Source organism: Bombella intestini, from assembly GCF_002003665.1.
In the GTDB taxonomy this organism is placed as follows: Bacteria; Pseudomonadota; Alphaproteobacteria; order Acetobacterales; family Acetobacteraceae; genus Bombella; species Bombella intestini.
In genome coordinates, this window is record NZ_JATM01000001.1 from 318,159 (window position 1) to 344,660 (window position 26,502).

The window sequence follows — 26,502 nt, forward strand, 5'->3', positions numbered from 1 at the left end:
GGCCACCATTGAAAAAATGAAAGGAAGAAGGTTAGGCGGGTTTCCGAAGGATGAGTGTACTCCAGGGGCCTTCTCGGAGCTGTTTTTCTAGGACTAGGCCTTGTCTCTGGTGGGCTACCAGTACCATACGGGCTTGCGTATTGAGCAGCCCAGCTAGAATGGCCGTTCCCCCAGCTTGAAGATTACGGGCAAGGTCCTTGGCCATGCGACACAGCGGGCGGGCTAGAATATTGGCAAATACAAGGTCATACGGTGCGTTCCGGCGGACAGCTTCTGTATGCCAGCCATTGCCGAAGCGGCAGTCAAGCAGTGGACCGATACCGTTCAGCCGAGCATTCGAGGCAGCGACACGGACGGACCATGGCTCAATATCTACGGCTAGAACAGGGCGATGGAGTAGACTAGCCGCTGCCATAGCAAGAATACCCGACCCACACCCCATATCTAGAATATGCCGGGGGTGGCGATGGGCGATCATTTCCAATGCCCTCAGGCACCCACGAGTAGAGCCATGTTCTCCAGAGCCAAAGGCAATGCCGGCATCTAATGTGATGTTTAGCTTGTTAGAAGGGGGTGTTTCCTGCAAATGCGTTCCTCGGATGCAGAAACGCCGGCCTACATATTGTGGAGGGAAAGCCTCCTGCGTGCGTGCAAGCCAGCCTTCAGCCTCGATATTCTGTCGGTGTAGGGGAGCTTCAACACCTGTCATAGCACGAACAAGGGCTAGGGCATTGTCCAACTCCTCTTCGTTCCGGCCCTTTTCCTTAACGGCTTCTAGCCGCCAGTAACGCTGCTCATCATCTTCTTCAAACATCCCGACTGTGTCGCACACTCCAAGAAGAGCTTGTTCGAAGAGAGGTACATGCATTTCCTCTACTACGATGGAGAGTGTTTCCAGTGCCCGGGCGTGGCGGGTACCAATATGGGACGGGGCGATGGAACTTTGTTTGGTCTTCACGATACGATCTCCACAAAACCGGCCATGATCCGTTTCAGACCGATATTTTCAAAATTGATAGACAGACGATCTTCTTCCGCCCCAATGACTACACCTTCACCATAACGTTTATGGCGTACTGTTGCTCCTATAGGGATAGTTGCCTGTACAGGGGAGGGCTTTATGGTGCGTTTTGCTGGGAAAGGAGCTTGACGATTAAAAAAGCTCTTTGAACCTAGAGCGTGTTCAGCTTTTGCAACATTTCTGATGATGTGGCTTTCAGGCAATTCATCAAGGAAACGGCTTGGTATAGAATCTTGCCAGTTGGCATAAAGCCTACGGTTATTCGCATACGATATAACCACTCGCTCACGAGCACGGGTCAAGCCAACATAAGCCAACCGCCTTTCTTCCTCCAAGGACTTATTTCCCCCTTCATCCAAAGAACGCTGAGAAGGGAAGAGACCTTCTTCCCAACCCGGAAGAAAAACATTCGGAAACTCTAACCCTTTAGCAGCATGTAAAGTCATTAAACTGACCTTATTCGGGTCGTCCTGTGCATTATCGCTATCCATGACAAGGGCAATATGCTCCAGAAACGCATCCATTGTCGGAAATTCACCAAGTGCTCGAAGCAATTCCCGTATATTATCAAGGCGTCCCGCTGCCTCTACAGTTTTAGGATCATCCCGCCACATATCCAGATAGCCGCTTTCTTCAAGCACCATATCTGTTGCAACAACATGACCCTCCTTACTGACAACCTCCCGAATCTTTACAAGAATATTCATTAGGTCTGTCAAACTAGACGCTAACTTACTCTTCAATTCTCCCTGCTGTAACTGATGCTGAAGTGTCTGCTGAAGAGAACAGCCCATATTTTTTGCTGCCGCACGCAGACGGGTTAAAGCAACCTTGCCAAAGCCTCGTTTGGGTAGATTGACGATACGTTCAAAAGCAAGATCATCAGTAGGGTATAAGACCGCTCGCATATAAGCGATAGCGTCTCGTATTTCAGCCCGTTCGTAGAACCTTAGACCACCAATGATCTGATAAGGAATCCCCATTTTCATTAATGCATCTTCAAAGGGACGTGTCTGAAAACCCGCGCGCATGAGAATAGCAATGGAACCGTAGGACTGACCCGCTGTGTGCAACTCTTGAATACGCCGTCCAATAACACGCGCTTCATCATCTGAATCCGGCGTATTGATCACCTCGATAGGTTCACCTTCTTCAGTCTTCAACCCAGGACGTAAGACCTTACCCAACCGACCTTCATTATGGGCAATAACCTGTGAAGCTACACTCAGAATACGAGGCGTAGAACGGTAGTTCTGTTCCAATCGAATAACTTTTGCACCAGGGAAATCTTTTTCAAATCGCAAAATATTTGCAATATCAGCACCACGCCACGAATAGATCGATTGGTCATCATCTCCAACACAAGCGATATTCGAATCCTCTCCATCCTGCCTTTTAGCTAGCAAACGGAGCCATAAATACTGAATAGCATTCGTATCTTGATACTCATCAACCAGAATATACCGAAAGCGCTGCTGATACTGTTCCAGTACGTCAGGATGCTGACGTAGGATAGTCATCATATGCAACATGAGATCCCCAAAATCACATGCGTTTAGCTCTTTAAGACGGGTCTGATAGGCCACATAAATAGCCGGAGCTTGGCCATTCGCTAGTTCAGATGTCTGTGCGGGAGTGAGGGCGTCAGGGAGTAGAGCTTGATCTTTCCATAACTGGATCTGATGCATAATCTGGGCCGGAGGGAAGCGTTTAAGATCAAGTTTCCAAGGTTCAATAACCTGCTTGAGTAGGCGGAGCTGATCATCCGTATCTAGAATGGTGAAGTTACGCTCCAGTCCGACAAGCGGTGCATGTTGCCGTAGCATACGGGCACAAAGGGAATGAAATGTGCCCAACCATAGGCTATCTATCGACCTGCCAAGGATGGCACTAATACGCTCCCTCATTTCTCTGGCAGCTTTATTGGTAAAGGTCACAGCAAGAATCTGTTCCGGCCATGCCAGTTTCTCTAACAGGATATGAGCAAACCGTGTTGTCAGAACCCTGGTCTTTCCTGTACCAGCACCAGCTAGAATCAGGAGGGGACCTTGTGTTGTTTCAACGGCAAGACGCTGCTCTTCATTCAGACCCTGCAGATAATCAGGACCTGCGGGCGGGAAGCGGGGGGAAAAAAGATCATCCATCACGATTATCTGGTATAATGCGGCTCATACACGCTGGCTAGGATATAACCATAGATTGTGAAAAAAGCAGTTTCATCCAAACAAGGACATAGAGCTAGGATGCGAGAACGTATCCTCATACACGGGGCAGAGACCCTTGCTGATTATGAGCTGTTGGAAGTGTTACTTTTTTACGCCATACCAAGACGAGATACGAACCCGCAGGCTAAGGCATTGCTTACGGCTTTTGGATCATTAGGAAGGTTGCTGCAATCTTCTCAAGCCAAACTGAAACAGCACGGTCTTACTGACCGTCTCATCACCCTCTTGGAGCTCCCAGTATTGGTTGCTCGTTCTCTCATGGAAAGTGATGATGACATACCACTCCAACTGGGTAATGCCTCAGCCTTGATGAATTATCTGAAGGGCACCTTACAGAGAATGCACGAACCGAAAATCGGCCTGATCTGTCTGGATAGTAACAACAGCCTCATTACAGAAAAGCTCTTGCCTGCCAGCAGCAATTTACACAGCTCCCATCGCTTGATAGCGCAGCATCTTCTTTCTTGTCATGCCACGGCCGCTATCATCGTTTATTACCATTCACAATCTCCAGCCACAGCGTTAGCCCCTGAAATACGTGGATTGAAGTTGGCATTGCAAACTTTGGATATCCTCGTACATGAGGGAGTCCTCATAGGGGATGGGTGGTATGTCAGTATGAGCGAATCAGGGCTTCTATAAGGAGCAAAAATAATTACAAAGCATCAATTATCCGTGGAAGAAATCTTCCACAGGGTTGCGTCTTTTATCGTATCTAGTGAAGAAGCACGTAAAGAATTAGCAAAACATTTACTGCTCCATCATGAATCACTAGCTGCACTTATTTTTGATCAACCAACGGACCGAAAGAATATCGCCAAAGAGAACATATCTCTGGCCGTATTTTGTGCTGTATTGAAAGAGCTTGCCCATCGGTATGGACGTGCCCTTCTACCAGAAGGGAATTTGTTAGAACAACCGGATGTGCTGAAAGACTACTTGATGGTTCAGATGGCTCGGGAAAAGGTGGAGCAATTCCGTATCCTTTTCCTTAACCAGAAGAACTACCTTATCCGTGATGAAGTACAGAACCATGGTACAACCAACCATGTATCAGTCTATCCACGAGAGATAGCCAAACGCTGCTTGGAGTTAAAAGCAACGGGCATCATCATAGTTCACAACCATCCATCAGGACAGGTCAACCCATCTCGCAGTGATATCATCATGACTCAAAATATTGAAAAGGCCCTAGCTGTCATAGATATCAAACTGATTGACCATTTCATCATCACAAAAAAAGCCCAAACCAGCTTTCGCCAGCTCGGGCTTTTTGATGATGATTGATCACCCCTCAAGCCTAGGTTGATAACTAGATAGAACCATGCTTCCAGGTAGCCCCCCACGAGGGAAGATTCGATTAACGTGACCCATCTTACGACCGGGACGAGCTTCTTTCTTCCCGTAAAGATGGATGGACGCATTTTCTTCCTGAAAAATCCCCGGCAACAGGGCCATATCATCCGGGCCAATCAAATTATGCATATACGCATCTGAATGACGCCGGGCAGGAGGAAGAGGAAGCCCTGTCACGGCACGAATATGCATCTCGAACTGATCTACAAGACAGGCATTCATGGTCCAATGGCCTGAATTATGAGGCCGGGGAGCAATCTCATTGACCAGAAGGGTCCCGTTCCGATCCTCGAACAGTTCTACCCCCATAATACCGATTAGCCCGAGCTTTTCAGCTAGTTCTGTTGCTAGAGCCTGCGCCTTTTCAGCCAATGAAGGCATAATGGGCGCCGGAGCAACGGAAACACGCAAAATACCCTGTCGATGATGGTTCTCTGACACATCGAAACAACGAATAGTCCCTTCAGCATTCCGGGCTACCATCACACTGACCTCACGAGCAAAATCAATTTTTTGCTCAGCGACCAGAGGGTAGGGGAGAGCATCCGCTTTTTCTAGAAGTGTTCTGAAAGCCTCTTCATCATCTAAGCGGAACTGGCCTTTCCCGTCATATCCAAAACGAGTGGTTTTCAGGATACAAGGGAATCCGAATGACGACAGGGAACGTAACTCATCTGGAGAGGCAACCTCCCGCCACGGTGCTACGGGCAACCCAAAAGAGCCAAGCGTTGTCTTTTCCGTTATACGATCTTGACTAATTTCCAAGATGCGTCCCGATGGATGAACCGGACAAAAACGAGCAAGATGGCTCAAACCTTCTGCACTGATATTCTCAAACTCAAAAGTGATGACATCACAGGACCGAGCGAATTTCTCCAAACAGATAGGGTCATCATAGGAGCCGATCGTCAAATAAGCGGACGTTTCTGCTGCGGGGTTAGGCTGACTATCGGAAAGGATATGAACCTTATAGCCCAACCTAGCGGCGGCAACAGCAGACATACGCCCCAGCTGTCCACCACCAACAATACCGATACAGGCGCCGGGCTTTAATGCTTCAGTCTTCATCCAACAGGCACCTCTGCAACAGAATGCGTCTGTTTATCTCGGAACCCTTTTAGCCGTGCGGCAAGCTCGTCATTAGAAAGCGATAAAACGGAAGCTGCCAGCAGAGCCGCATTAATGGCCCCGGCTTTCCCAATAGCCAATGTTCCTACAGGAACGCCAGCGGGCATTTGCACGATAGACAGCAGGCTATCCTGTCCCTTGAGCGTTCGACTTTCCACAGGGACGCCGAAAACGGGTAGGGTCGTCCATGCAGCACACATTCCCGGAAGATGTGCTGCCCCACCGGCTCCTGCGATGATAACCTTCAAGCCACGTTCACGGGCAGTTTTGGCATAATCAGCAAGACGGTCCGGGGTTCTGTGCGCAGAGACAATCCGGGCCTCGTAGGCAATACCTAGAGCTTCCAGCTGTTCACAGCCATGTTTCATGGTCTCCCAATCGGACTGACTGCCCATGATCACACCCACTGTCGGCATCGGTGAGGCATTCATCGTCTTTTCTCTCCTCCTTCCTAGATGTTGGAATCTGTTCCATCATGGGATGAGAAGAGACTGTTTGGATCAAGGTCCTCATGAAGGGTCTCAAGCGGCTTACCCTCACGGACGAGGCGGTCATTGGCCGCCTGTACCGCAGCATTCAGGTCTGTCTGGGTGCAAAGACCAAGGATGACCGGATCACGCGGCTTGATGTTGGGGCTATTCCAATGTTCACGATTACGAATCTTGGCGATTGTGTCTTTCGTGGTACCCAGAAGCCGAACGATCTGTGTATCATTCAACTGAGGGAACTGCCGTAGGACAAAAGCAATCGCATCAGGACGATCATGACGCTTAGCAACAGGAGTATAGCGTGCGCCCTTAGCACGGCGTGCTACAGGATTCGGGGTAGCGATCAGCTTAAGACGAGCGGAAGGATTGGCCTCACAGCGCTTGATCTCAACTTCGGTTAGCTGATTGTTTTTTACAGGATCATAACCATTGATCCCACCGCCAACTTCGCCATCGGCAATAGCCTGAATCTCTAGCGGATGCATCCCGCAGAAAGTAGCGATCTGATCAAAAGTAAGGCCAGTTTTCTCAATCAGCCAGACGGCGGTCGCCTTCGGCATTAGCGGCAGGGTCATGTCAACGCAGTCCTTTGCAGAGCGATAATATGGTCCGGCATCTGGCAGGGCCCGGGCCACTCTGGAAAAGAATCACCCGCCACCCTGATAAGGGGCGGTGCCTGCATAATGCACGACATTCCCGCCAAAATGCGCTAGAGAGTATGAGAGGTCAAGATACGAATGCTGCAAAAATTGAATGGATATTGCAGCAAAAAAAGAACCCCTCCGCTTCCTCATAAGGGAAGGGAGGGGTCTTGCTCCGGGTTTCCCACAGAGTGAAGTCAATTTTACTTCTTGATATTACCGATACCGGAGAAGCGCTTGTTGAACTTGGCAACCTGCCCCCCTGTATCCAGAATACGCTGAACACCAGTCCAGGCCGGATGGGTCTTGGGGTCAACGTCCAGACGCAGCTTAGCGCCAGGCTCGCCGTAGCAGGAGCGGGTCTTGTACTCGCTGCCATCAGCCATCACGACTGTGATTTCGTGGTAGTCGGGGTGGATGCCGGATTTCATAATATTTCCTGAACCTGATGAAAGAAGCTCCGATACCGACCGGAGCAGACGGAGCCTTCCATAAAGGATTTAGCCCATAAAATAAAGGTTGAGTGTCATTCTTTTTGCCGATAGGGCAATTTCTGAAAAACCTCATACAGTTTTGCCATAATGCGCTGTATGCTACGATGAGGTAAACGCTGTACTAACCAGTGGCAGAGCATCTGCCAACAGCGTCTGTTCTCCAAATTTCAGGGAAAGGCTATATGAGCCCCATAAAGAGCCCTATTAAAGCACCTGGCTGGGTGGCTGATTTCCAGAAGTTCATCATGCGTGGCAATGTTGTGGACTTGGCCATCGGTGTGGTCGTTGGTGCTGCGTTCAGCTCCATCGTCAACAGTGCTGTCAAGGATATCTTGACCCCGATTCTAGGCCTCCTGACCGGAGGAGTGGATTTCAGCAATATCTTCATTACCTTGAAGGGGCCGGTTAAGGATACGCTAGCAGAAGCCCAAAAGGTGGGAGCAGTGACCATCAATGTTGGTCTGTTCCTCAATGCAGTGATTCAATTCCTGATCATTGCTTTCTTTATCTTCTGGATGATGCGCCTTCTTAGTAAACTGCACCGCAAAGAAGAGGCTCAGCCTGCTGCCCCGCCTGCACCGTCCAAAGAAGAAGTGTTGCTGACCGAGATCCGCGACATTCTGGCTGCGCGTTCATCCGAAAAATGATCTGTTCTCTTGTTACGAAAACATTAGGGCGGGTTTCTATGGCAGCCCTCGTCTTGGCGGGGGCTGTCTCTATCGGTCCTGCAAGGGCGGAGAGTACTGCTTTTGGCGTACCCTTATCCCCCAACGTGCATCTTTATTCGTATTTCATCATCAACGGTATGGCTCGTGGGGCCTTTCTTCTTGGTAAGTTACACCAGAAGGATATGCCCCTGTTGATCCAGATGGATGAAACAACCCGCAAAGTAGTGCTTCGTAATCTAGACTCCCAGACGATCCGGTCAGATTTCAAAGCAGAACAGGTGCTGACCCGTTATCTTGACCTGATCTTGAAATGAAGGAACGTCTGGAAAAAAGGTCATAAAAAAGGGGGCATCACGCCCCCTTTTTTTATCCAACTATTGAAAAACTTCTTCTCATCCTTCCCGCCGCAATCTCTTCTGTCCCATTAAAAGCAGAAGCGGGGCAGCAATAAAGATAGATGATGATGTTCCTACCACGATACCGAACAGCATGACGGTAGCAAAGCCTGTCAAGGTACTGCCACCAAACAGAGCCAAAGGCAAAGCAGCGAGAAACACTGTCATAGATGTTCCCAGTGTCCGGTTAAGCGTCTCATTGATGGAAAGGTCAAGAAGTTCCCGTAGAGGCATTGTCCGATACTTGCGGAGATTCTCACGAACACGGTCATAAACGACGACTTTATCGTTTGTGGAGTACCCAAGAATGGTAAGCAGTGCGGCTACCATGACGAGATCAAATTCAAAACGTGTGACTATCAGAAAACCGATGGTCTTTGTTAGGTCCAGCACAAGTGTAATGACGGCACTTAGGGCAAATTCTCGTTCAAATCGAAACCAGATATAAATGAGAATCATTCCAAGACTGAATAGGAGTGCCAGAACACCATCACGGAACAGCTCAGAGGAAACGGCCCCGCCCACTGCATCGGCCCTTTGAATCTGAACACCGGGAATAGCCTGCACAATGACAGCCCGGACATGATCGACCAGTTTCTGGGTAACATGCTCATCCTCCCCACCGCGGGGGAGATTGATAGCAATTCGGACATCCTGAGGTGACCCGAAGGATTGAACAGAAGCCGCATTGATCTGACCAGCCTTCAGAACAGCCCGCATATGTGCAGGGTCTTCCGCAGTTGGAGAGTGGGTCTCTACGATAACGCCGCCACGGAAATCCAACCCAAGATTCAGGCCAGGTGCGAAAAACAACACCACCGAAGCGATGGAAAGGAGTGCAGAAACGATCAAACCGGCATGACGGCCACGCATGAAGCGGATCTGTCGGTCATCACGTACGAAACGGAGAAGAGGGCGAGAAAACATGGCGATCAGACCGGCAGTTCTTGTGGACGTTTATGAGCATACCAACGGACAATCAGCATGCGGGATAGTACCAGTGTCGTGAACAGTGTGGTGACGATACCAATGGTGATGGTCAAGGCAAAGTTTCGGACAGCCCCAGTACCGAAGACAAAGAGCATGACATGCGCAAGAAAGGCTGTGGCATTACTGTCGATAATCGTACTCGTTGCCCGCTGGAACCCAGCCTGTAGAGCCTGAAGTGGCTTGCGCCCATTCCGGACTTCTTCCCGAATACGTTCATTGATGAGGATGTTAGCATCCACAGCCATACCGAGCGTCAACAAGATGCCTGCCATACCCGGCAATGTCAGGGTTGCTTCGAAAAGAGATAGAATAGCCAAAATCATGACAAGGTTGGCAAAAAGAGCAACATCCGCATAAAGGCCAAACCGACCGTAGAAGAGCAGCATGAACAGTACGACCAGCACAAAGCCAACAATAAGGCTGATAATACCTGCATGAATGGATGCTGCACCTAGGCTTGGCCCAATGCTCCGCTGTTCCACCACGGTAAGCGGGGCGGGAAGCGCACCGGCACGTAGCAGTAATGCCAGATCAGAGGCCGACCGAGCCGTAAAGCTGCCTGTGATAATCCCTTGGCCAGCCGTAATTGGGCCATTGATGACCGGACTTGTCAGGATGCGGCCATCCAGCACGATAGCAAATGGCTTGCCAACATTCTGTGTTGTGATGCGGGCAAAGTCATCGGCTCCCTTATTGTCGAACTTCAATTCGACAACCCACTGTCCTTCGCTCATCGTGGCGGCAGCATCCGTCAGGTTAGCACCATCGACATCAATTCTGTCTTCCACAGCCAGCTCCCCACGCCCTTCGGACAAAGGCAGCATAGTTGTGCCGGGTCCAGCATGAATAGGGTCTGGAGAGACAAGGTGAAAGGTCATACGAGCCGTCGTACCGAGTAACGTTTTGATACGCTGAGGATCGCTAATGCCAGGGAGCTCCAGCACAATACGATCTTCACCTTCACGGGCGATGCTTGGATCAATGGCACCGGTGCTGTCGATACGGCGGCGCACGATCTCAATAGAACGTGAAACGGCCTCCCGGGCACGGCTACGGATGGCCTCTGGTGTCAGGCTGACGATAAACTGGCCATTCTTTTCACTGACAGCAAGTTCACCGGGACTAGATGGTGTCAGCCCTTCTAGAACTTTTCGGTCGCTATCTTTTTCGCTATCTGACCGAGGCGTAACCAGCACGGAAGCCATAGCATCATCACGCTCAATATTGCGATAGCCGAGATGAGCCGTCAGCAATCCCTGGCGTACTTCACCCTCTAGAGACTGAAGCCGGTCATGCTGGAGTGTCTTCGTATCCAGCTGCAACAGGAGATAGGAACCACCTCGCAGATCAAGCCCAAGATGCACCTGATGCCAGGGCAGGAATGATGAGGGGGATTTCATGAAATTAGGAAGACAGAGGAGGGCACTGATCAGGCAGATGCCCACCACGCCTAACATCCTGAGGCGACTGTAATACAACATAGGGGGTCAGAGAACCTCAAAAGCGTGAAGAGGAAGTGGCCAGAACTAATCTCGCAGATGGGGTGTGACCATGCCCGTTCCGGTCTTTTATTGCAACCATTATGCAGGGGTGTATAGCGTCTTGCACAACCTCCACTGGGTGCTATGATCGCCCACATGATAGAGAGACGGCCCCTTAATGTTGCCATTGCAGGCGCAGGCTATTTTGGCCGCTTCCATGCACTTCAGGCCTCCCGGCATAAGCGGGAGCATCTTGTTGGGCTTTATGACTCTGACCATGGACGGGCTCAAATAGTCTCACGAGAGGCAGGAACTATTGCCTTCAAGACCTATGAAGACTTGCTGAAACAGTGTGACGCTGTTTTTATCGCTTCTCCCGCCGAGACACATTATCATCTAGCCCGACAGGCTTTAGAAGCCGGATGTCATGTAATGGTTGAGAAGCCCCTTGCTTCTACAAGGGAGGAAGGAGCGGAACTGGTTCGTTATGCGGAGGAACAGGGCCGCATTCTCCAAGTAGGGCATTTGTTACGTTACTCTGCTGAGCATCAGGCCATTAGTACCCGCATAAAACATCCCCTTTATATCGAGGCTACAAGAATTGCCCCTTACAAGGAGCGGGGAACAGACGTATCTGTCGTGTTGGATCTGATGATTCATGATCTAGATTTCATTCTTTCCCTTGTAGACAGTCCCATCGTGCATATTGACGCTATGGGGGCTGCTGTTTCCAGTGCGCATGAAGATATCGCGAATGCTCGTGTCCGTTTTGAAAATGGTTGCGTTGCTTCCATTACGGCCAGTCGCATTTCGTTTAAAACCGAGCGTAGAATGCGCCTTTTTGCACAAGAAGGTTATCTTTCAGCAGATTTTATGAGCCGGAAGTTAACCTTCATCAATCGTGATGAGGGCATACTTTTGCCGAGCAGCAACGGTTTCAGACGGCAGAGCCTTCATTGGAAAGAACATGATAACCTTGCCGCCGAGCATGATGCTTTTGTTGCATCCTGTCTGGATGGAGCCTCCGTAATGGTGGATGGACGGGCTGGGTTAAGGGCTCTTGACGCCGCCTTGAGAGTCGGAGAAGAGATACAGGCTGCACAGGCTCTGGTCCGGCAGGCGGGCTTGATTGACTGACCGGCTTACCGCCCCATAATTCCTTATACTATGGAGAGACAATTCTCATGGACGTGACCGACTATACGCAGCAGCTTAATGCGATAAATCCGTATCTTAGCCTGCTGATCTTTGCCATCCTTATGCTTTCCATGCTGGTGCTATATTTCCTGCCTAGCATTATCGCTATTATGCGACAGCACCCACAGAAATGGTTACTCATCGCCTTGAACGTATTTGCAGGCTGGACCGGGTTTTTCTGGATTGGTCTGCTCATTTGGGCGCTTTGGCCAAAAGAAAAATTAACCGCTTTCCAGGCCGGGCAAGAGCAGGGCTGGGGGCCTTATCAGGCACACAGTCAGACGCAATCTTTCGACGGTTCCGGCTCTACAGCTGAGACACTAGCTCAACTTGCTCGAATGAGAGATCACGGAACGCTGACAGAAGAAGAATTTACCAAGGCGAAAGAACGGCTCATCAATCGTCTGTAAGGCAATGCCATTCCAGCCCGCCTACCTGCAATAGACGGGCTGGAACAATCCTACTGAGGTCACCCCTCCAGTTCTTCCCGTTTACTCTCTAACTCGACCCAGCGTTCTTCAGCGAGACTTAGTTTCTGTTCAGTCTCCGCCAATGCAGCTGTAATTTTTTCAAAACGGACTGGGTCTCGCGTATAAAGTTCAGGATCGGCCAGAGCGTTCCGGCAGAGTACTGCATCTTTTTCGAGTTTCTCGAGCTTTTCCGGCAGCTGGTCTAGTTCCCGCTGCTCCTTGTAGCTCAATTTAGCAGGGCTTTTTTCAGAGCGAGCGGAGGATGAATTTTTTTCATCTGAAGATGATACAGCATCTTTCTGCTGTCTTTCCGCAGGTTGTTGCCCCCTGCGTTGGACCAACATATCCGAATAGCCACCGGCATATTCAATCCAGCTACCATTACCTTCCGCGACTAAAGTGGATGTTGCTAACCTATCCAAAAAATCACGATCATGGCTGACGAGTAGGACTGTCCCAGCGTAATCGCCGAGCATGTCCTGCAATAGGTCTAGCGTTTCAAGATCCAGATCGTTCGTTGGCTCATCCAGCACTAGTAGATTGGAAGGGCGGGCAAGAGCTGCTGCCAAAGCCAACCGCCCACGCTCACCTCCCGAAAGGTGGCTAACCGGTGTGCGTGCTTGCTCCGGCCGGAAGAGAAAGTCCTTCATGTAACCAATGACATGACGTTTCTCTGTACCAACCTGCACCATCTCGCCATGGCCGTCCGTCAGGAAGTTCGCAACACTCTGATCTCCATCCAGCGCACTGCGCTGCTGGTCCAGTGTGACCATCTGAATAGATGGGCTACGCTTAATCTCTCCTGTTTGCGGCTCCATATCACCTATAAGAAGGCGCAAGAGCGTTGTTTTCCCAGCGCCATTGGCGCCGCAAATACCTAGCCGGTCTCCCTTGGTAACCTTGAGTGTCAAATCAGAGATGAGGGGACGTTCGGGGTAGGTCCAGCCTATGGATTCGGCATCCATGACAATCTTGCTGGTGTTCTCCGCTTCACTGGCTTCAAGCTTTAGAGTGCCTCTCTGACGAGAAGCTACCTCACGTCGCTCTGCTCTCAGGGCTGCTAACTCGGCAACACGCCGGACGTTTCGCTTCCGCCGAGCTGTCACACCATATCGCATCCAGTCTTCTTCACGAGCGATCTGGCGATCCAGTTTATGAGCTGCTCGTTCGGCAAGTTCGATCTGTTCATCTCGCCATGACTCGAAATGAGCAAAGCTAGCATCAAGCCTCTGCGTGCCACCCTGATCCAGCCAGATAACAGCCTTACACAAGGTTTCCAAAAAGCGACGGTCATGGCTGATGATAACCATCCCGGCATTCGAGGCTAAAAGTTCTCGTTCCAGCCAAGCGATGCAGGGGAGGTCCAGATGATTGGTTGGCTCATCTAGCAGAAGAAGGTCAGGCTCAGTCGCTAGGGCACGAGCTAAAGCACTCCGGCGCGCTTCCCCTCCAGAAAGGCTGGCACATTTCTCATTACCGCTCATACCCAACTCGCTGAGCATGGAACGAGCTCGATAATGTGTCGTTTCATCCAAATCTGCCGTGACATAATCGAAGACTGTGTCCCAAACGGACAGATCCGGCTCCTGCGGCAGGTAATGTACTTTTAGGCCGGGCTGTAGAAAATGTTTCCCGCTATCAGCCTCCAGCTCTCCTGCAGCGATACGGAGCAGAGTGGATTTGCCCGAGCCATTACGCCCGACAAGGCAGAGCCTCTCGCCCGGTTGTACGGAGAGCGTAGCGCCGTCCAGTAGGGGACGCCCGCCCAGCGTGTATGAAATGTTCTGTAGATTGAGAATTGGTGCAGACATGTGCCTGATGTGCGGAAAACTGAACAGATTTGCAATATGAAACAGGGAAAGAGATGTAAGAAAGATTTTTCCGATAGAAAACTTTTACTCTGTCTGTTTCTATTTCCCTGTTTTCACCTGTATATATCCCCGCATGAAGGCAGACAAGAAGATGCTAAAAAGCTGGGTACGGCAGCAGAATAGCGCCAATCGCTCGGCTACTATGATGATGGCTCTGGTGGGGATGTGTAACGTTCTTACCGGAATGGTTCTGGTGTGGAGCCTCGCTTCCATTCTGGCGGAGCTACTAGCAGACGGGCAGGGGATAACTCTGCGCTGGCTTGTACTCTTCGTCCTAGCTTCTGTCCTCCGTGTCATTCTGGGCTATGCGCAAGAACAACTGGCTGTGTCCAGCGGTGAAAAAGCTCGCAAACGCTTGAGGCGTGAGTTGCTTGCTCGTTTCTTTGCACAAGGGCCTGCGTTACTTCGGCACCAGCACAGCGCGGCACTGGCCTCCCTTCTGACAGATCGCATCGAAGCGTTAGAAGGGTATTTTGCCCGTTGGCTACCTGCCTCAGCCCTGTGGGTGGTAGCCCAGTGGTCTGTTGTGCTCGTTGTATTCTGGCAGAATCATCGTGCCGGTTTCATTTTGGGAGGGTGCTGCCTTTCTCTCCCAGTCTTTCAAGCTGTCTTTGGTATTGCTACGGCCATTGCCTCACGTCGCCAACTGCTAGCACTCAACCGCCTTCAGGTTCGTTTTCTTGACCGCATCCGCGGTATCGCTACCATTGTGCTCTCGGGTAATGCAGAAAAGGATGCCCAGAACCTCGGTCATGCCGCTGATGAGTTACGTCAGCGGACCATGAAGGTGCTGCGTATGGCGTTCCTAACTTCCGCTTCAACCGACATTGCTATGATTGTCGCACTAGTCTGGATTGTGATCGACCAGCGTCACAGTCTGCTCCATGGTGGTTCCATCACACAAACAACTAGCATCCTGTTTGCTGTTCTTATGGTGCCAGAAGCCTTTGCACCATTCCGAGCTCTCTCTGCAGCTTATCAGGACAGGGCACAGATTACTAACAGTGGTGAGGCCATCCAGAAACTACCGCTCCTACCTAAATTGACAGTAGAAGAATCCGCCACCCGTCTCGTCCCGGAACGGACGGATATGGGTATTGATCTGGCTGTGCGGAATATTTCCTATCAGTGGGTGGAGGACCGCCCCTTAGCACTAGACGATGTCTCCTTCCACCTCAAAGCCGGCGATATTGCCCTGCTAACTGGCCCTTCGGGAGCTGGAAAATCGACTCTTATAGAGATGCTTTTGGGCTTTATCCGTCCACTTGAAGGACATATCCTGCTTGGTGGTGCTGACCTTCAAACATTACAACCAGCCGATGTAACACGTCAGGTCAGTTGGATTGGTCAGAAGCCGGTTATTTTCGCTGGAACTCTGCGTGAGAACATCATGTTTGCAGCACCGGCTGCCTCAGAAAAACAGCTTCAAGAAGCTCTGGAGGCTTCTGCCATTGTGGATTATCTGCCTCTTTTGCCTGATGGACTGGAAACAAAACTAGGTGAGGGAGGGTATGGCCTTTCTGGCGGACAAGCACAGCGTATCGCTATTGCCAGAGCCTTCCTGAAAGATGCACCGTTACTCATCATGGATGAACCAACAGCCCATCTCGACCCTGCGACAGAACAGGACATACTTGTTTCCCTACGGCGCCTTCTAAAGGGACGCACCGCTCTGATCTCCACTCATTCTTCCCAGTTCCACAATATCGGCGAGACTGTGCATCTCGCTATCGAAAAAGGACGGGTTATGGAACAGGAGATTCTGTAATGAAACAGCTACAGCCATTATGGAATATATGGAAATCCCGTGGAGGTCGCCTGCTTGTGGGGCTTCTTCTGGCTGAACTCTCCGTCTGTGCCGCCTTTCTTCTCATGGGGCAGACAGGGTCTCGCCTCGGATTGATTGCTGTTGGTGGGGTCGCTGCATTCGGAATACTTAGATTTGCTGGGGCTTCCCGCATCATACTGCGTTATCTGGAACGTCTAGCAACACACGATGCTACCTTCCGGGTTTTGGCTGATATACGTCTCTGGTTTTATAGGGGGCTTGCCAAAGGAGCCGCAGCTGGACTGGGATTCCGCCGTTCTGGTGATCTATTGTCACGTCTTGTTGCTGACGTGCAAAGCCTAGACAGCTTCTATCTACGTATTTTGGTTCCTCTGGCGACCGCCCTGTTTAGCCTGTGCATCGTCCTTTGGATCTGCCTGAAGGGAAGCGTCTTACTGGCATTCAGCATAGGAATTATTTTCTGTCTGGTCGCCTTTGCCTTACCTGCCCTCATGGCAAGAATCTCATATCGTTGGGGACCAGAACTCCAGAGAACACAGGCTGAAATGAATAATCAGGCCCTTGATCTTGTTGGCGGTATGCGTGAACTGCGGATTTTCGGACAGGAAGATGCAGCCACGAAGCGTTTCCTAGCGGCTGAGGATGTTTTCTATACAGCGCAACGTCAACAAGGACGTGCTATGGCGCATGTCCACGCACTGTCTCTGTTACTAACTCGTTTAGGTGTCATATTTGCTTTAGCGGGGTGTGCTGGTTTCTTCTTCCCAAAAGAACAAGCAGTCATGGGAATTACCATTCTGTTTGTTGTCATGACCGCTCTCGACAATATTGTAGACCTCCCGAGAGCCGGCTTGCTGTTTGGTCGTATCCGTCATGCGGCAGAGCGTGTCGTGGAAGCTACGATCGTTCCTGACGGAACGCCGAAGGAAGGAACAGAGCCTGCGCCTAATGGGCATGAAATTGAAGGAAAGAACATCACCTTTGGCTGGCTTCCAGATAAGACCATTCTGCACAATGTGAATTTCAGAATCCGGGAAGGGGAAAGAGCAGCATTGATCGGACCTTCTGGCGCAGGAAAGTCCAGTCTTGCGGCTCTGCTTCTTAAGGTGGTTGCTCCTCAAAAGGGGAGTATCACTCTAGGTGGGCATGATATCGTTTCCATCCAGACTGAAGCTCTGCGGAGCAAAGTTGCGTGGCTCTCACAGTCAAGCCATCTTTTTGATGATACAGTTCGCTCCAACCTTTTGCTGGGGAGAGATGGCGTCTCCGAAGACGTTATATGGGCGGCTCTTGAGCAAGCCCAGATTGCCGATTTCGTGCGCTCCCTGCCTGATGGGTTGGATAGCTGGATTGGTGAAAATGGATCACACATATCTGGAGGGCAGGGGCGTCGTATTGCTCTGGCTCGTGTCCTACTCTCCGATGCTCCGGTACTGATTCTTGATGAACCCGGTTCCGGGCTTGATATGGAGACCGAGCGCGCTTTTCTGGCAACCCTCAATCAGTTGGACCGTTCCCGTACTATCTTGCTGATCACTCATCGCCTTACGGGGGTAGAGCAGCTTGACCATCTGTGGACGATTCAGGATGGCACCTTAACCTCCCACTCTCTTTGAGAAGAGGGGCATTTTTACTGTTATTGAGCGCTGGGCCATATTGACCACAGAGCAAAGCACGGGCAGTTAAAGATGAGGTTTTTTATCGCTGATGAGAAAAGGGGCTCCCATGAAGAAGGTTTCTGCTTTCATGCGTCGTCTTGCTCCCGTGGGGGCGACTTCCCTCATGGTAGCCGGGCTTCTGGCTGGCTGTGTTTCGCACTTACCGCGAAATGATTATGTCATTTTCTTTGATACAGAATCTGTGACGCTCACCCCTACGGGGAAAGCTATCATTGCTAGTGCTGTAGAGGCAGCTCATAAGCGTCACATTTCGCATATCACTGTGGCCGGCTCTGCCGGGAAAAGTGGCGATGCGGATGTGTTGAAAAAAGTGGCTGATGCGCGGGCAGATACCGTGATTGATGTGCTGGTGCAGGATGGCATCAAACGTGAAGACATCCGGAAGGAAACTTTCATCCCGACAGATGTTGAGAATTCACGCGTTGCGTTCCGCCGTGTCACGGTTCATTTGGCCGACCATTGATCCAGTATCATGATCAGCGTGACGGGGAGCTTTACGAAGGGATAGGTAACCCGATCGATCATTTCACCCGCCACGTTGGCGAATCTCCTGAAGAAGTCCTCCATAAAGTATTTGGCTTTACGGCTTTTCGAGGACTCCAGGAGAGTGCGGTTCAGGCCGTTATGAATCATGAGGATGTTCTCGTCCTCATGCCTACAGGGGGCGGTAAGAGCCTATGTTATCAGGTTCCTGCTCTCTGCCGTAAAGGGGTAGGACTCATCATCTCGCCTCTAATTGCCCTGATGGAAGATCAGGTCGCTGGGCTAAGGCAACTCGGGGTAAGGGCAGCCGCCCTGCACTCTGAAATGGATCATCAGGATCAGCAGACAGTCCGGGAAGATCTAATCTGTGATCAACTTGATCTTCTTTATATTTCGCCAGAACGGCTATTAACCCCGTACAGTCTCAATCTGCTCAAACGATGCAGCCTATCCCTCATTGCGATTGATGAAGCTCACTGCGTCTCTGCTTGGGGGCATGATTTCAGGCCGGAGTATCGGGAACTGGCTAATCTGAAGGAACTGTTCCCCGGCGTTCCTCGCATTGCGCTAACAGCTACGGCAGACCCTCGTACACGTAGTGATATACTCTCTGCGCTGGACATGCCGCAGGCCCGCATCCTAATGGGTAGTTTCCACAGAAATAACCTATTTCTTCAAGCGCAGCCAAAACTCTCCGAGACACGGCAAGTACTAGATGCTTTGAGCCGCCATATGGGGCAGGGAGCGGCCATTGTCTATTGTGGCAGTCGAAAAAAGACGGAATCATTAGCCCGGCAGCTTCGTGAGAAGGGCTATACAGCTTTCTCATTCCACGCTGGCATGTCTCCAGCAGATAAGAAAAATGTTCTTTTACGGTTTCGCTCTGGCGAACCAATGGTTGTGGCCGCCACTATCGCCTTTGGTATGGGGATTGATCGTCCCGATGTCCGTACTGTTATTCACCTGGATATGCCAACATCACCAGAAGGATATTACCAGCAGATAGGACGTGCTGGCCGTGATGGTGAACTTTCGCATACGTTGTTGTTATATAATGGGGAGGGGGTTGCCAGAGCCCGCTATTGGCTCGAGGAAGCGCAAGTTCCTGAAAGTGAAAAACGGGCGATGCAGGGACGCCTAGAAAGCATGATTTCTCTGACAGAAACGACAGGTTGCCGAACACAGGCTGTCCTCGCCTGTTTTGGAGAGGCACTGCATGAACCATGCGGACATTGCGACAACTGCCTGCATCCGCCTTCTACTTTCGATGCAACTGAAGCTGCCCAGAAGGTTCTTTCTACTATCTACCGAACAGGAGAACGGTTTGGAGCTGTACAGCTTATTGCTGTTCTGAAGGGGAAAATGACCGAAGCTGTAGAACGTCATGCTCTTCAGCATCTTTCAGTCTTTGGTATTGGTAAGGATAGAACGGATGTTTGGTGGCGAATGGTTATTCGGCAGCTCATAGCCCGTGGTGCCATTGGAATGGTAGGAGATCACGGTGGCCTAGGGCTGAAACGGGAAACGGCCCGCCCCATCCTACGAGGCGATGTTGCTGTTAGTTTGAGGGAAGATGCAACATTACGCCATCTAGCCAGCATGGGGAATACTACACCGGGCTCCCCCTCTGAAGAGCTTTCAGAGGAAGAACATCGTTATTTTCTGGCGCTAAAAATGTGGCGACGAGAAGAGGCCTATCAACAAGAGATTCCGCCTTACATCATCTTCCGTGATGCCACACTACGGGATATCATCCGGGCCCACCCTACCAGCAAGCAGGAGCTAGGCGAGATACGGGGAGTTGGGCAAAGCAAGATCGACCGTTACGGCGATGCTGTTCTGGCGATTCTTCAAGAAGCACCTTGAAGGTTTATTCCTTCAAGGGCCGACGTGCTTTTCTTCCACGATGGGCTGCATAGTGAAGGAAGCAGTTACATCACCAACATCTTGAAAATGGAATGTGAAATCCAGCTTGTTACCTGGCTGATAAGGAACTTTCAGCCCGTGGCAGATCAAATGATAACCACTGATAGGAAAGACGAGTGTTCCTTCATGCGGGACAGCCATACGCTGGAAAATATCGTAAGTCTGCCGAGGAGACTGAATCGCTACCTGACTACTCCGGTTTGATGTGACAGAGTTGCAGCCGGGGGAAGTGATACCACGAAGCAGCATGTCCGTTACGCCATGATTTGTCAGCGAAAACGTACCGAAAATAAAAGGGGCTTCTTTATACCGTGTATGCAGGGCGGTATCACTGATAGTGATGCTCTTTATAGAAACTGGTGGGGGCGCCGCATCGTTACCCACTGCAATGGCACTTCTTCCTACACTCTGACTGATTAGCAAGGCCGCCACTGTCAAGGTGTTGCGTATCGTCCTATTCATCATTCCTGCTCCCGCTTTTAAACTGAGGGAAAATACCGGGCAATCATAAAGAAAAAGACCCTTCCATATTCCTCAGTGCCGCCATTTCCGATAGACTGTGCACCATGCAGGGTCAAGGAAGACCATGCTTTGGTTGCTTTTCGGATTATGTCATGTACTGCCCTTTTTGTGGAAATCAGGAAACGCAGGTGAAGGATAGCCGCTCGGCGGAGGATGGTGCTGCTATCCGCCGTCGCCGTGTCTGCTGTGCTTGTACCCAGCGCTTTACTACCATTGAACGTGTGCAGCTGCGAGAACTGACCGTCATCAAGGCGGACGGTAGGCGTATTCCATTCGATCGTGACAAGCTGGCCCGATCCATCCGTATCGCCTTACGGAAACGGCCGGTTGATGATGTAAGGCAGGAACGCCTGCTTAACGGACTTGTCAGGCAGCTGGAATCATCTGGTGAGCAGGAAATCCCATCTTATAGGATCGGAGAACTTGCCATGGATGCACTACGTGACATTGATGACGTAGCTTATGTCCGCTTTGCCAGTGTTTATAAAGATTTTCGGGAGATTGAGGCCTTCTCCAAGATACTTGTTGATATGAATATGGACAAGCCTGCCAATCCCCCCTCTCAGGAGACCCCATGACTGAACCGTCATCCGCTACCCCCCGCAAACGCAGCCGGACCATTGCCCGCATGGCGGCAACTCAGGCCCTGTATCAATGCGAACAGACCGGGGCCAATCCTGAAAGCGTCATCATGGAGTTTATCCGGCACAGGCATATTGCTCCTACAGCCAGTTTTGAAGACGGCCATATTCCTGATGCAGATCTGAATTTGTTGGAAGAGATTGTTCGCAATGCTGTTCTGAAACAAGATGCGATCGATAGCACATTAATCAGTCTTCTTCCGGAAAGCTGGCCGATGGATCGACTTGACCCAGTTTTACGCTCCTTATTGCGGACAGCCATCGGCGAGATGATGGCAGGTCTTCCTGCTCAAATTGCCATTAATGAATATCTGGATGTTGCCCATGGTTTCTTCAGCGGTGACGCCCCAAAGATGGTTAACGGGATTTTGGATAAATTTGCTCGCCAACAAGGCGGAGAACAAAGCGTAAAATAAGGCGGCAATTAATGGGAGAGTTTGATTTCATTGCGCGGCATTTTCGGCCACTCGCTGGCCGGGGTGCTATGGAGCTCCGCAATGATGGAGCGACTATGTCCCTTCCAGAGGGAGGGGAGCTTGTCCTTTCCAGCGATACCATGGTCGAAGGGTTACATTTCCTCCCAGATGATCCACCCTACACTGTGGCCCAGAAATTGTTACGTTGTAACCTTTCTGACTTGGCAGCTATGGGTAGTCGCCCACAGCACTATATGCTGAATGTCAGCGTCCCATCTGGTCGCCATTATAATGAAGACTGGTTTACACGATTTGCCGCTGGTCTGGCAGCGGATCAGAAACAATATGATATTTCTCTGTTGGGAGGGGATACAACTGGTAGCCCCTCTCCTTTGATGTTGAATGTCACCATCCTTGGGTCGGTTCGTCAGGGAGAAGCTTTACGACGTGACGGTGCCCAGCCGGGGGATGGCGTCTGGGTTACTGGCAGCCTCGGTCGAGCTGCATTAGGTTTGCAGGTTCGCCTAGGTAAACTGAATGGTGGGAAAACGTCTCTTGTAGAGGCATATCGCGTACCAACACCCCGCATTGGCCTTTCCTTATATGGTATAGTCAGTGCAGCCATGGATATATCGGACGGTCTGTTACAGGATTGCGGACATATTGCCGAAGAGTCTGGTGTCGGCATCACTCTGTTTGAGGAAGAGTTGCCTTTTGCACCTGAGGTTATGGCTCACATGGAAACGCATCGAGAAATGATTCTTCTTGGAGGCGATGATTATGAGTTGCTCATGACCTGTCCTGTTACTCAGGAGGCGGCCTTACAGGCCCATTGCAAAGAGCACGATGTCCCTCTCACTAAAGTAGGAACGGTGAGGGAGGGGCGAGGAGTAGCCATGTTGGACAAACAGCGACGCCCCATAAATTTCTCACGGACAGGTTGGCAGCATTTTTGAGCTGACTACTCAATAACCATATTAGAGAAATACGCCTTCTTTCCTGAAAATTTCAGGAAAGAAGGGTCTTTTCGTAGAGGCGGTGCGTCTTATGAGGATGGGGTACGAGAGATTCGGCTAGATTTCTCATCGCTGCATCACTCTCTAGGACCCAGCCCAGCTCAACCCATTTATAAGGCAGTGAATTCCCTCGGCGCATTAGCTCCACGATAGCAAAAGAGGGAAGTAGTGACCCAAGTATCGTTCCCCGCATTTTGCTGGAAACACCAAGCAAAATGACACGAGCGGAATGGAAACGATGCGTGGCTAACCGGTAACCAAGGCGTAGCCAACCAAGAGGTGAGGGTGCTCCCCCTAAATCTCCCGCAATATCATAAAGATTAGGCAGAACCATCGCCATGGCGACTGGCTCACCATTTTGGTCAATTTGGACATAATGCTCGGGGCGTAAAAGCGGCTTAATTTGCTCAATCATCGCCGTCATTTCGTAATCCTGCATAGGCACGAAATTATATTTATGCGACCATGCATCATTATATAGCTTCCGCAACACTTCACCTTGAGCGGTGATCTCCTTTTTGGAAAGATTGCGGGTGGTTATCTTGCTGAGACGTCCTTCACCGAGTCTCATATCACCAGGAACTCTGAAGCGCTCTTCCATGTTACCATCAAGTTCTAGGCGGTAACTCAGTAGATCCTGAGCCTTCTCATACCCGCACTGGCGGACAAGGGCATCCAGACCTTTAGGGTGCCATGGGATGGCAATCATGGGGGCAGAACGTTGCCCCTCTACCATGGTACCACTCTCCGCATTTCCACTCAGCGTGACAGGCCCACGTACCTTAGATATCTGCCGTTTTTGAAACCATTTTTCCGCAGCCTGTAGAAGGGCTGAAACGACTTCCATTTTAGGAATAGCATCGAGTGCACCAAACTGCCCGATAACTTCCTGCCAATGCTCAATTGCCTTATGATCGACGATAGCGGCGATTCGACCAACAGGACGATCTCCATGCCAAGCAAGGAAATACTGTATCTCCGCATGGCGGAAAACTGGTGATTCCTTAGGGCTGAGCAAATGTCTTTGCTCCATATCCAACGGAGGAACAAAGCCGTCCATTCCTTTGTAGATATGGCGTGGAAGTGTGATAAAACGACGTAAATCTCCCCGTGTGTTCACGGGACGAACATCGACCTTGGCAGACTGAGAGTTTGGCGCTTCACATTGCATAGCAATGGCTATACTCGTACACGAGCCTTCCCGCTAGAGGGCAAAAATGAAAGGGGCTTCATGTCCAGACCAGAAAAAAACTCAACGATGCCTCGGCATCACATCCTCATAACTGGCGCTTCTAGTGGCATTGGGGCTGCTCTGGCGGAATATTATGCCCGGCCCGGCGTACATTTGACACTATGGGGACGGAGTAAAGAACGGCTAGAAAAAACGGCGTTCGTGGCACGCACGAAGGGCGCTAGCGTAGATACGCTTAGCATTGACCTAACAAAGGCTGACGAAGCGTTAAAAGCTCTGGCCAGTGCAGATGACGCTCTATCTATTGATATTTTGATCCTTTCGGCAGGCATGGCGGATATTCGTCCCCATAATGCTCTAGCCGAATCAGCTGAGACAGCTCTCAAGATGTCTATGGTTAATTTTGCTACGCCGGTAGCTATGGCAACCGAGATGGCGAACCGCATGGCCGCCCGCCGACATGGTCGTATCGCTCTTATGGGGTCCGTAGCATCCTTCCATGATCTACCACTGGCAACGGTCTATAGCGGTTCCAAGGCTGGGATAGGCCGTTTCAGTACCGCTCTTCAGGCTGCCATGACGCCTTATAACGTTCGTGTCTGCCTGATTGCTCCGGGCTTTGTAGACACACCTATGAGCCAGCGTTTGGATGGTGACCAAGCGTTTCTCGTGCCAGTAGATAAAGCCGCCCGTAAGATTGCGCGCTGCATCAATCAGGGTAAAGGTGTGCTGGTATTCCCTTGGGTGTTCCAGTTGACCCGCCTTCTGGAAATGGTTTTGCCTAGGCCGATTGCACATCGCATCCTGCGTCGTCTGGATGTTATGCAGCATCCGGAAAATGAAAAAACCACTAAAGCCTAATTGCGAAGAGCCTCACGGGCTAGGTGCTTGCAGACACGATAGCGGCGTGGGAAAAGGGGCGACACATCTCTCTGCGTACTGAAGGAATAGACGTATGAAGGAAATTGTTGCCGTTGATATCGGCGGAACCCACGCCCGCTTTGCCATCGCTGAAATCAAGGATGGTCATGTGGTCTCTCTCGGAGAGGCCACCACGCTGAAATGTGCAGAACATGCTTCTCTCGCACTGGCATGGGAAGCATTCGGTCGTTCATTGGGAAGACCTATACCGCGGGAGGCAGGCATTGCCGTGGCCTGCCCGATTAACGGTGAAATCCTGAAGATGACCAACAACCCGTGGATCATCCAGCCTGCACAGCTTGGTAGTCGTCTAAAGCTGGATGATTTCGCTCTGGTAAATGATTTTGGCGCGATCGGTCATGCAGTGGCTCAGGTTGGCCCAGAATATATGAACCATCTGTGCGGACCGGATGTTGATCTTCCTACTAAGGGAACCATCACCATTCTAGGCCCGGGGACAGGGCTGGGAGTTGCGACTCTCCTGCGGGGCGAGAAGGGCTATCATGTGATCGAAACGGAAGGAGGACATATGGACTTCTCTCCGCTAGATGCCGTTGAAGATCATATTCTCAGAGCCCTACGGGATCGTTTCCGGCGTGTTTCGGTTGAACGAATCGTTTCCGGCCCCGGCCTGACCAACCTGTATGAGGTTATTGCGGAGCTTCAGGATCGTCCTATCACCATTAAGGACAATCGTGCCCTATGGACCACAGCGATGGAAGGAACGGATACTCTAGCCGCCGCTGCCCTAGAACGCTTCTTCCTGAGCCTTGGTGCAGTGGCCGGGGATCTTGCTCTTGCCCATGGAGCGCACGGTGTTGTCGTAGCTGGTGGTTTGGGACAGCGTCTGGCCCATATCCTGCCACATTCAGGTTTCTCCGAACGTTTCATCGCTAAGGGTCGTTTTGAAACCATGATGAGCGAGATGCCGGTGAAAATTATCACCCATCCTCAGCCGGGACTGTACGGGGCTGCTGCTGCTTACGCCAGCAAGGCAGCACGTGCGGAATCAGCTATAGGTTAACATGACAGCGAAAAAGGCCACCCATGCATCGCATAGGTGGCCTTTTTCCTAAAAAAATACGAAACAAGAGCAGGCAACAGCACTTACGGAGCTTGTTTCAAAACGATACCCCCCAAAAATACCCCCAAAATTGCGGGATACACCGGGTCTTATCGGTACTAATTGGGACGGTTGATAACCCGAGAATGGCGATTTCTCAAGGGTTTTGGGATGCATAGGGATGTATGGGAATGGTACACTGGAGGTCTGGGCGGGAATCGAACCCACATACGCGGATTTGCAGTCCGATGCATAGCCATTCTGCCACCAGACCTCAGGTGTGCGTCCTTAATAAAGAATATTGCTCACAGGTCAATAGGGGAAAACGACATGTGCCATTTTTCTCTTATTTTCAGTGTGATTCTCCCTTATAGTCCTCTCTGGCAACTTTTTAGAAACAGACAGTCAGATCGGCAGATCCACAAACAT

The 26,502-nt window shown here is 50.8% G+C and carries 26 protein-coding genes and 1 tRNA gene; 15 read left to right on the plus strand and 12 right to left on the minus strand.

Annotated features, from left to right (window positions below; translation table 11 throughout):
• Positions 1-31 precede the first annotated feature (31 nt).
• Both AL01_RS01505 and AL01_RS01510 read right to left on the minus strand, forming a co-directional pair.
• A complete protein-coding gene (locus AL01_RS01505; RefSeq protein ID WP_241502672.1) occupies positions 32-937 on the minus strand; it encodes a 50S ribosomal protein L11 methyltransferase in 906 nt (301 codons plus the stop codon).
• A gap of 17 nt (positions 938-954) precedes the next feature.
• A complete protein-coding gene (locus tag AL01_RS01510) occupies positions 955-3,165 on the minus strand; it encodes an ATP-dependent helicase (RefSeq protein ID WP_077395502.1) in 2,211 nt (736 codons plus the stop codon).
• Positions 3,166-3,264: 99 nt separating this feature from the next.
• Here AL01_RS01510 and AL01_RS01515 point away from each other — a divergent pair, with 99 nt between their 5' ends.
• Together AL01_RS01515 and AL01_RS01520 are read left to right on the plus strand one after the other, a co-directional pair.
• Positions 3,265-3,888, plus strand: a complete 624-nt coding sequence (locus tag AL01_RS01515) for a JAB domain-containing protein (protein WP_077395503.1) — start codon at positions 3,265-3,267, stop codon at positions 3,886-3,888.
• A 33-nt stretch (positions 3,889-3,921) separates the two neighbouring features.
• Positions 3,922-4,533, plus strand: a complete 612-nt coding sequence (locus tag AL01_RS01520) for a JAB domain-containing protein (protein ID WP_241502649.1) — start codon at positions 3,922-3,924, stop codon at positions 4,531-4,533.
• Here the strand turns inward: AL01_RS01520 and AL01_RS01525 are convergent, their stop codons facing one another.
• The 4 genes from AL01_RS01525 to rpmE form a co-directional block, all read right to left on the minus strand.
• Positions 4,534-5,670: a 5-(carboxyamino)imidazole ribonucleotide synthase gene (locus AL01_RS01525; protein ID WP_077395505.1), complete on the minus strand. Its 1,137-nt coding sequence runs from the start codon at positions 5,668-5,670 to the stop codon at positions 4,534-4,536.
• Complete coding sequence (gene purE, locus AL01_RS01530; protein ID WP_077395506.1) at positions 5,667-6,161, minus strand: 5-(carboxyamino)imidazole ribonucleotide mutase; 495 nt, start codon at positions 6,159-6,161, stop codon at positions 5,667-5,669. Before purE ends, AL01_RS01525 begins: the two co-directional genes overlap by 4 nt.
• A 20-nt stretch (positions 6,162-6,181) precedes the next feature.
• Positions 6,182-6,793 (minus strand): DUF1013 domain-containing protein, encoded by a 612-nt coding sequence (locus AL01_RS01535; protein ID WP_077395859.1) that lies wholly within the window; start codon positions 6,791-6,793, stop codon positions 6,182-6,184.
• Between the two features lie 269 nt (positions 6,794-7,062).
• Positions 7,063-7,290, minus strand: coding sequence for a 50S ribosomal protein L31 (gene rpmE, locus AL01_RS01540; protein WP_077395507.1), 228 nt, complete (start codon positions 7,288-7,290; stop codon positions 7,063-7,065).
• Positions 7,291-7,535: 245 nt separating this feature from the next.
• Here rpmE and mscL point away from each other — a divergent pair, with 245 nt between their 5' ends.
• Together mscL and AL01_RS01550 are read left to right on the plus strand one after the other, a co-directional pair.
• A complete protein-coding gene (gene mscL / locus AL01_RS01545) occupies positions 7,536-8,000 on the plus strand; it encodes a large conductance mechanosensitive channel protein MscL (RefSeq protein WP_077395508.1) in 465 nt (154 codons plus the stop codon).
• A 38-nt stretch (positions 8,001-8,038) separates the two neighbouring features.
• Complete coding sequence (locus AL01_RS01550) at positions 8,039-8,335, plus strand: hypothetical protein (RefSeq protein ID WP_143280634.1); 297 nt, start codon at positions 8,039-8,041, stop codon at positions 8,333-8,335.
• A 78-nt stretch (positions 8,336-8,413) separates the two neighbouring features.
• Here AL01_RS01550 and secF read toward each other — a convergent pair whose 3' ends face one another.
• Positions 8,414-9,343, minus strand: a complete 930-nt coding sequence (gene secF, locus AL01_RS01555) for a protein translocase subunit SecF (protein ID WP_077395510.1) — start codon at positions 9,341-9,343, stop codon at positions 8,414-8,416.
• Between the two features lie 5 nt (positions 9,344-9,348).
• Positions 9,349-10,887 (minus strand): protein translocase subunit SecD, encoded by a 1,539-nt coding sequence (gene secD / locus AL01_RS01560; protein WP_077395511.1) that lies wholly within the window; start codon positions 10,885-10,887, stop codon positions 9,349-9,351.
• A 156-nt stretch (positions 10,888-11,043) separates the two neighbouring features.
• Between secD and AL01_RS01565 the strand changes: the two genes are divergently transcribed.
• Both AL01_RS01565 and AL01_RS01570 read left to right on the plus strand, forming a co-directional pair.
• The gene (locus tag AL01_RS01565) at positions 11,044-12,024 is read left to right on the plus strand and encodes a Gfo/Idh/MocA family protein (protein ID WP_077395861.1); all 981 of its coding nucleotides are present in this window, start codon (positions 11,044-11,046) and stop codon (positions 12,022-12,024) included.
• Between the two features lie 47 nt (positions 12,025-12,071).
• Positions 12,072-12,494 carry a superinfection immunity protein gene (locus AL01_RS01570; protein WP_077395512.1) on the plus strand — a complete coding sequence of 141 codons (423 nt, stop codon included), beginning with the start codon at positions 12,072-12,074 and terminating at the stop codon, positions 12,492-12,494.
• Positions 12,495-12,553: 59 nt separating this feature from the next.
• Here the strand turns inward: AL01_RS01570 and AL01_RS01575 are convergent, their stop codons facing one another.
• The gene (locus AL01_RS01575; protein WP_077395513.1) at positions 12,554-14,365 is read right to left on the minus strand and encodes an ATP-binding cassette domain-containing protein; all 1,812 of its coding nucleotides are present in this window, start codon (positions 14,363-14,365) and stop codon (positions 12,554-12,556) included.
• Positions 14,366-14,516: 151 nt separating this feature from the next.
• Here AL01_RS01575 and cydD point away from each other — a divergent pair, with 151 nt between their 5' ends.
• From cydD to recQ, 4 genes are all read left to right on the plus strand, one after another.
• Positions 14,517-16,193, plus strand: a complete 1,677-nt coding sequence (cydD, locus tag AL01_RS01580) for a thiol reductant ABC exporter subunit CydD (RefSeq protein ID WP_241502650.1) — start codon at positions 14,517-14,519, stop codon at positions 16,191-16,193.
• Complete coding sequence (gene cydC / locus AL01_RS01585; RefSeq protein ID WP_077395515.1) at positions 16,193-17,830, plus strand: thiol reductant ABC exporter subunit CydC; 1,638 nt, start codon at positions 16,193-16,195, stop codon at positions 17,828-17,830. The genes cydD and cydC overlap by 1 nt, the downstream gene beginning before the upstream one ends.
• Positions 17,831-17,939: 109 nt before the next feature.
• Complete coding sequence (locus AL01_RS01590) at positions 17,940-18,356, plus strand: OmpA family protein (protein WP_158075912.1); 417 nt, start codon at positions 17,940-17,942, stop codon at positions 18,354-18,356.
• A 41-nt stretch (positions 18,357-18,397) separates the two neighbouring features.
• On the plus strand, positions 18,398-20,242 hold the full coding sequence (gene recQ / locus AL01_RS01595) for a DNA helicase RecQ (RefSeq protein WP_077395862.1): 1,845 nt from the start codon (positions 18,398-18,400) through the stop codon (positions 20,240-20,242).
• 12 nt (positions 20,243-20,254) lie between these two features.
• On the opposite strand, the gene AL01_RS01600 is transcribed toward recQ, so the two are convergent.
• Positions 20,255-20,767 carry a copper chaperone PCu(A)C gene (locus AL01_RS01600; RefSeq protein ID WP_077395517.1) on the minus strand — a complete coding sequence of 171 codons (513 nt, stop codon included), beginning with the start codon at positions 20,765-20,767 and terminating at the stop codon, positions 20,255-20,257.
• 149 nt (positions 20,768-20,916) lie between these two features.
• On the opposite strand from AL01_RS01600, the gene nrdR reads away from it, so the two are divergent.
• From nrdR to thiL, 3 genes are read left to right on the plus strand one after another with little or no spacing between them, the layout of a single operon-like run.
• A complete protein-coding gene (gene nrdR, locus AL01_RS01605) occupies positions 20,917-21,402 on the plus strand; it encodes a transcriptional regulator NrdR (RefSeq protein ID WP_077395518.1) in 486 nt (161 codons plus the stop codon).
• Positions 21,399-21,881, plus strand: coding sequence for a transcription antitermination factor NusB (gene nusB / locus AL01_RS01610; protein WP_077395519.1), 483 nt, complete (start codon positions 21,399-21,401; stop codon positions 21,879-21,881). The genes nrdR and nusB overlap by 4 nt, the downstream gene beginning before the upstream one ends.
• Positions 21,882-21,892: 11 nt before the next feature.
• Positions 21,893-22,837 carry a thiamine-phosphate kinase gene (gene thiL, locus AL01_RS01615; RefSeq protein WP_077395520.1) on the plus strand — a complete coding sequence of 315 codons (945 nt, stop codon included), beginning with the start codon at positions 21,893-21,895 and terminating at the stop codon, positions 22,835-22,837.
• Between the two features lie 52 nt (positions 22,838-22,889).
• Here thiL and AL01_RS01620 read toward each other — a convergent pair whose 3' ends face one another.
• The gene (locus AL01_RS01620; protein ID WP_077395521.1) at positions 22,890-24,068 is read right to left on the minus strand and encodes a hypothetical protein; all 1,179 of its coding nucleotides are present in this window, start codon (positions 24,066-24,068) and stop codon (positions 22,890-22,892) included.
• 60 nt (positions 24,069-24,128) lie between these two features.
• Between AL01_RS01620 and AL01_RS01625 the strand changes: the two genes are divergently transcribed.
• Positions 24,129-24,950, plus strand: coding sequence for an SDR family NAD(P)-dependent oxidoreductase (locus AL01_RS01625; RefSeq protein WP_077395522.1), 822 nt, complete (start codon positions 24,129-24,131; stop codon positions 24,948-24,950).
• Positions 24,951-25,044: 94 nt separating this feature from the next.
• Positions 25,045-26,034, plus strand: a complete 990-nt coding sequence (gene glk / locus AL01_RS01630) for a glucokinase (RefSeq protein ID WP_077395523.1) — start codon at positions 25,045-25,047, stop codon at positions 26,032-26,034.
• 239 nt (positions 26,035-26,273) lie between these two features.
• Here glk and AL01_RS01635 read toward each other — a convergent pair.
• Positions 26,274-26,347: transfer RNA gene (locus AL01_RS01635), tRNA-Cys, on the minus strand.
• Positions 26,348-26,502 lie beyond the last annotated feature (155 nt).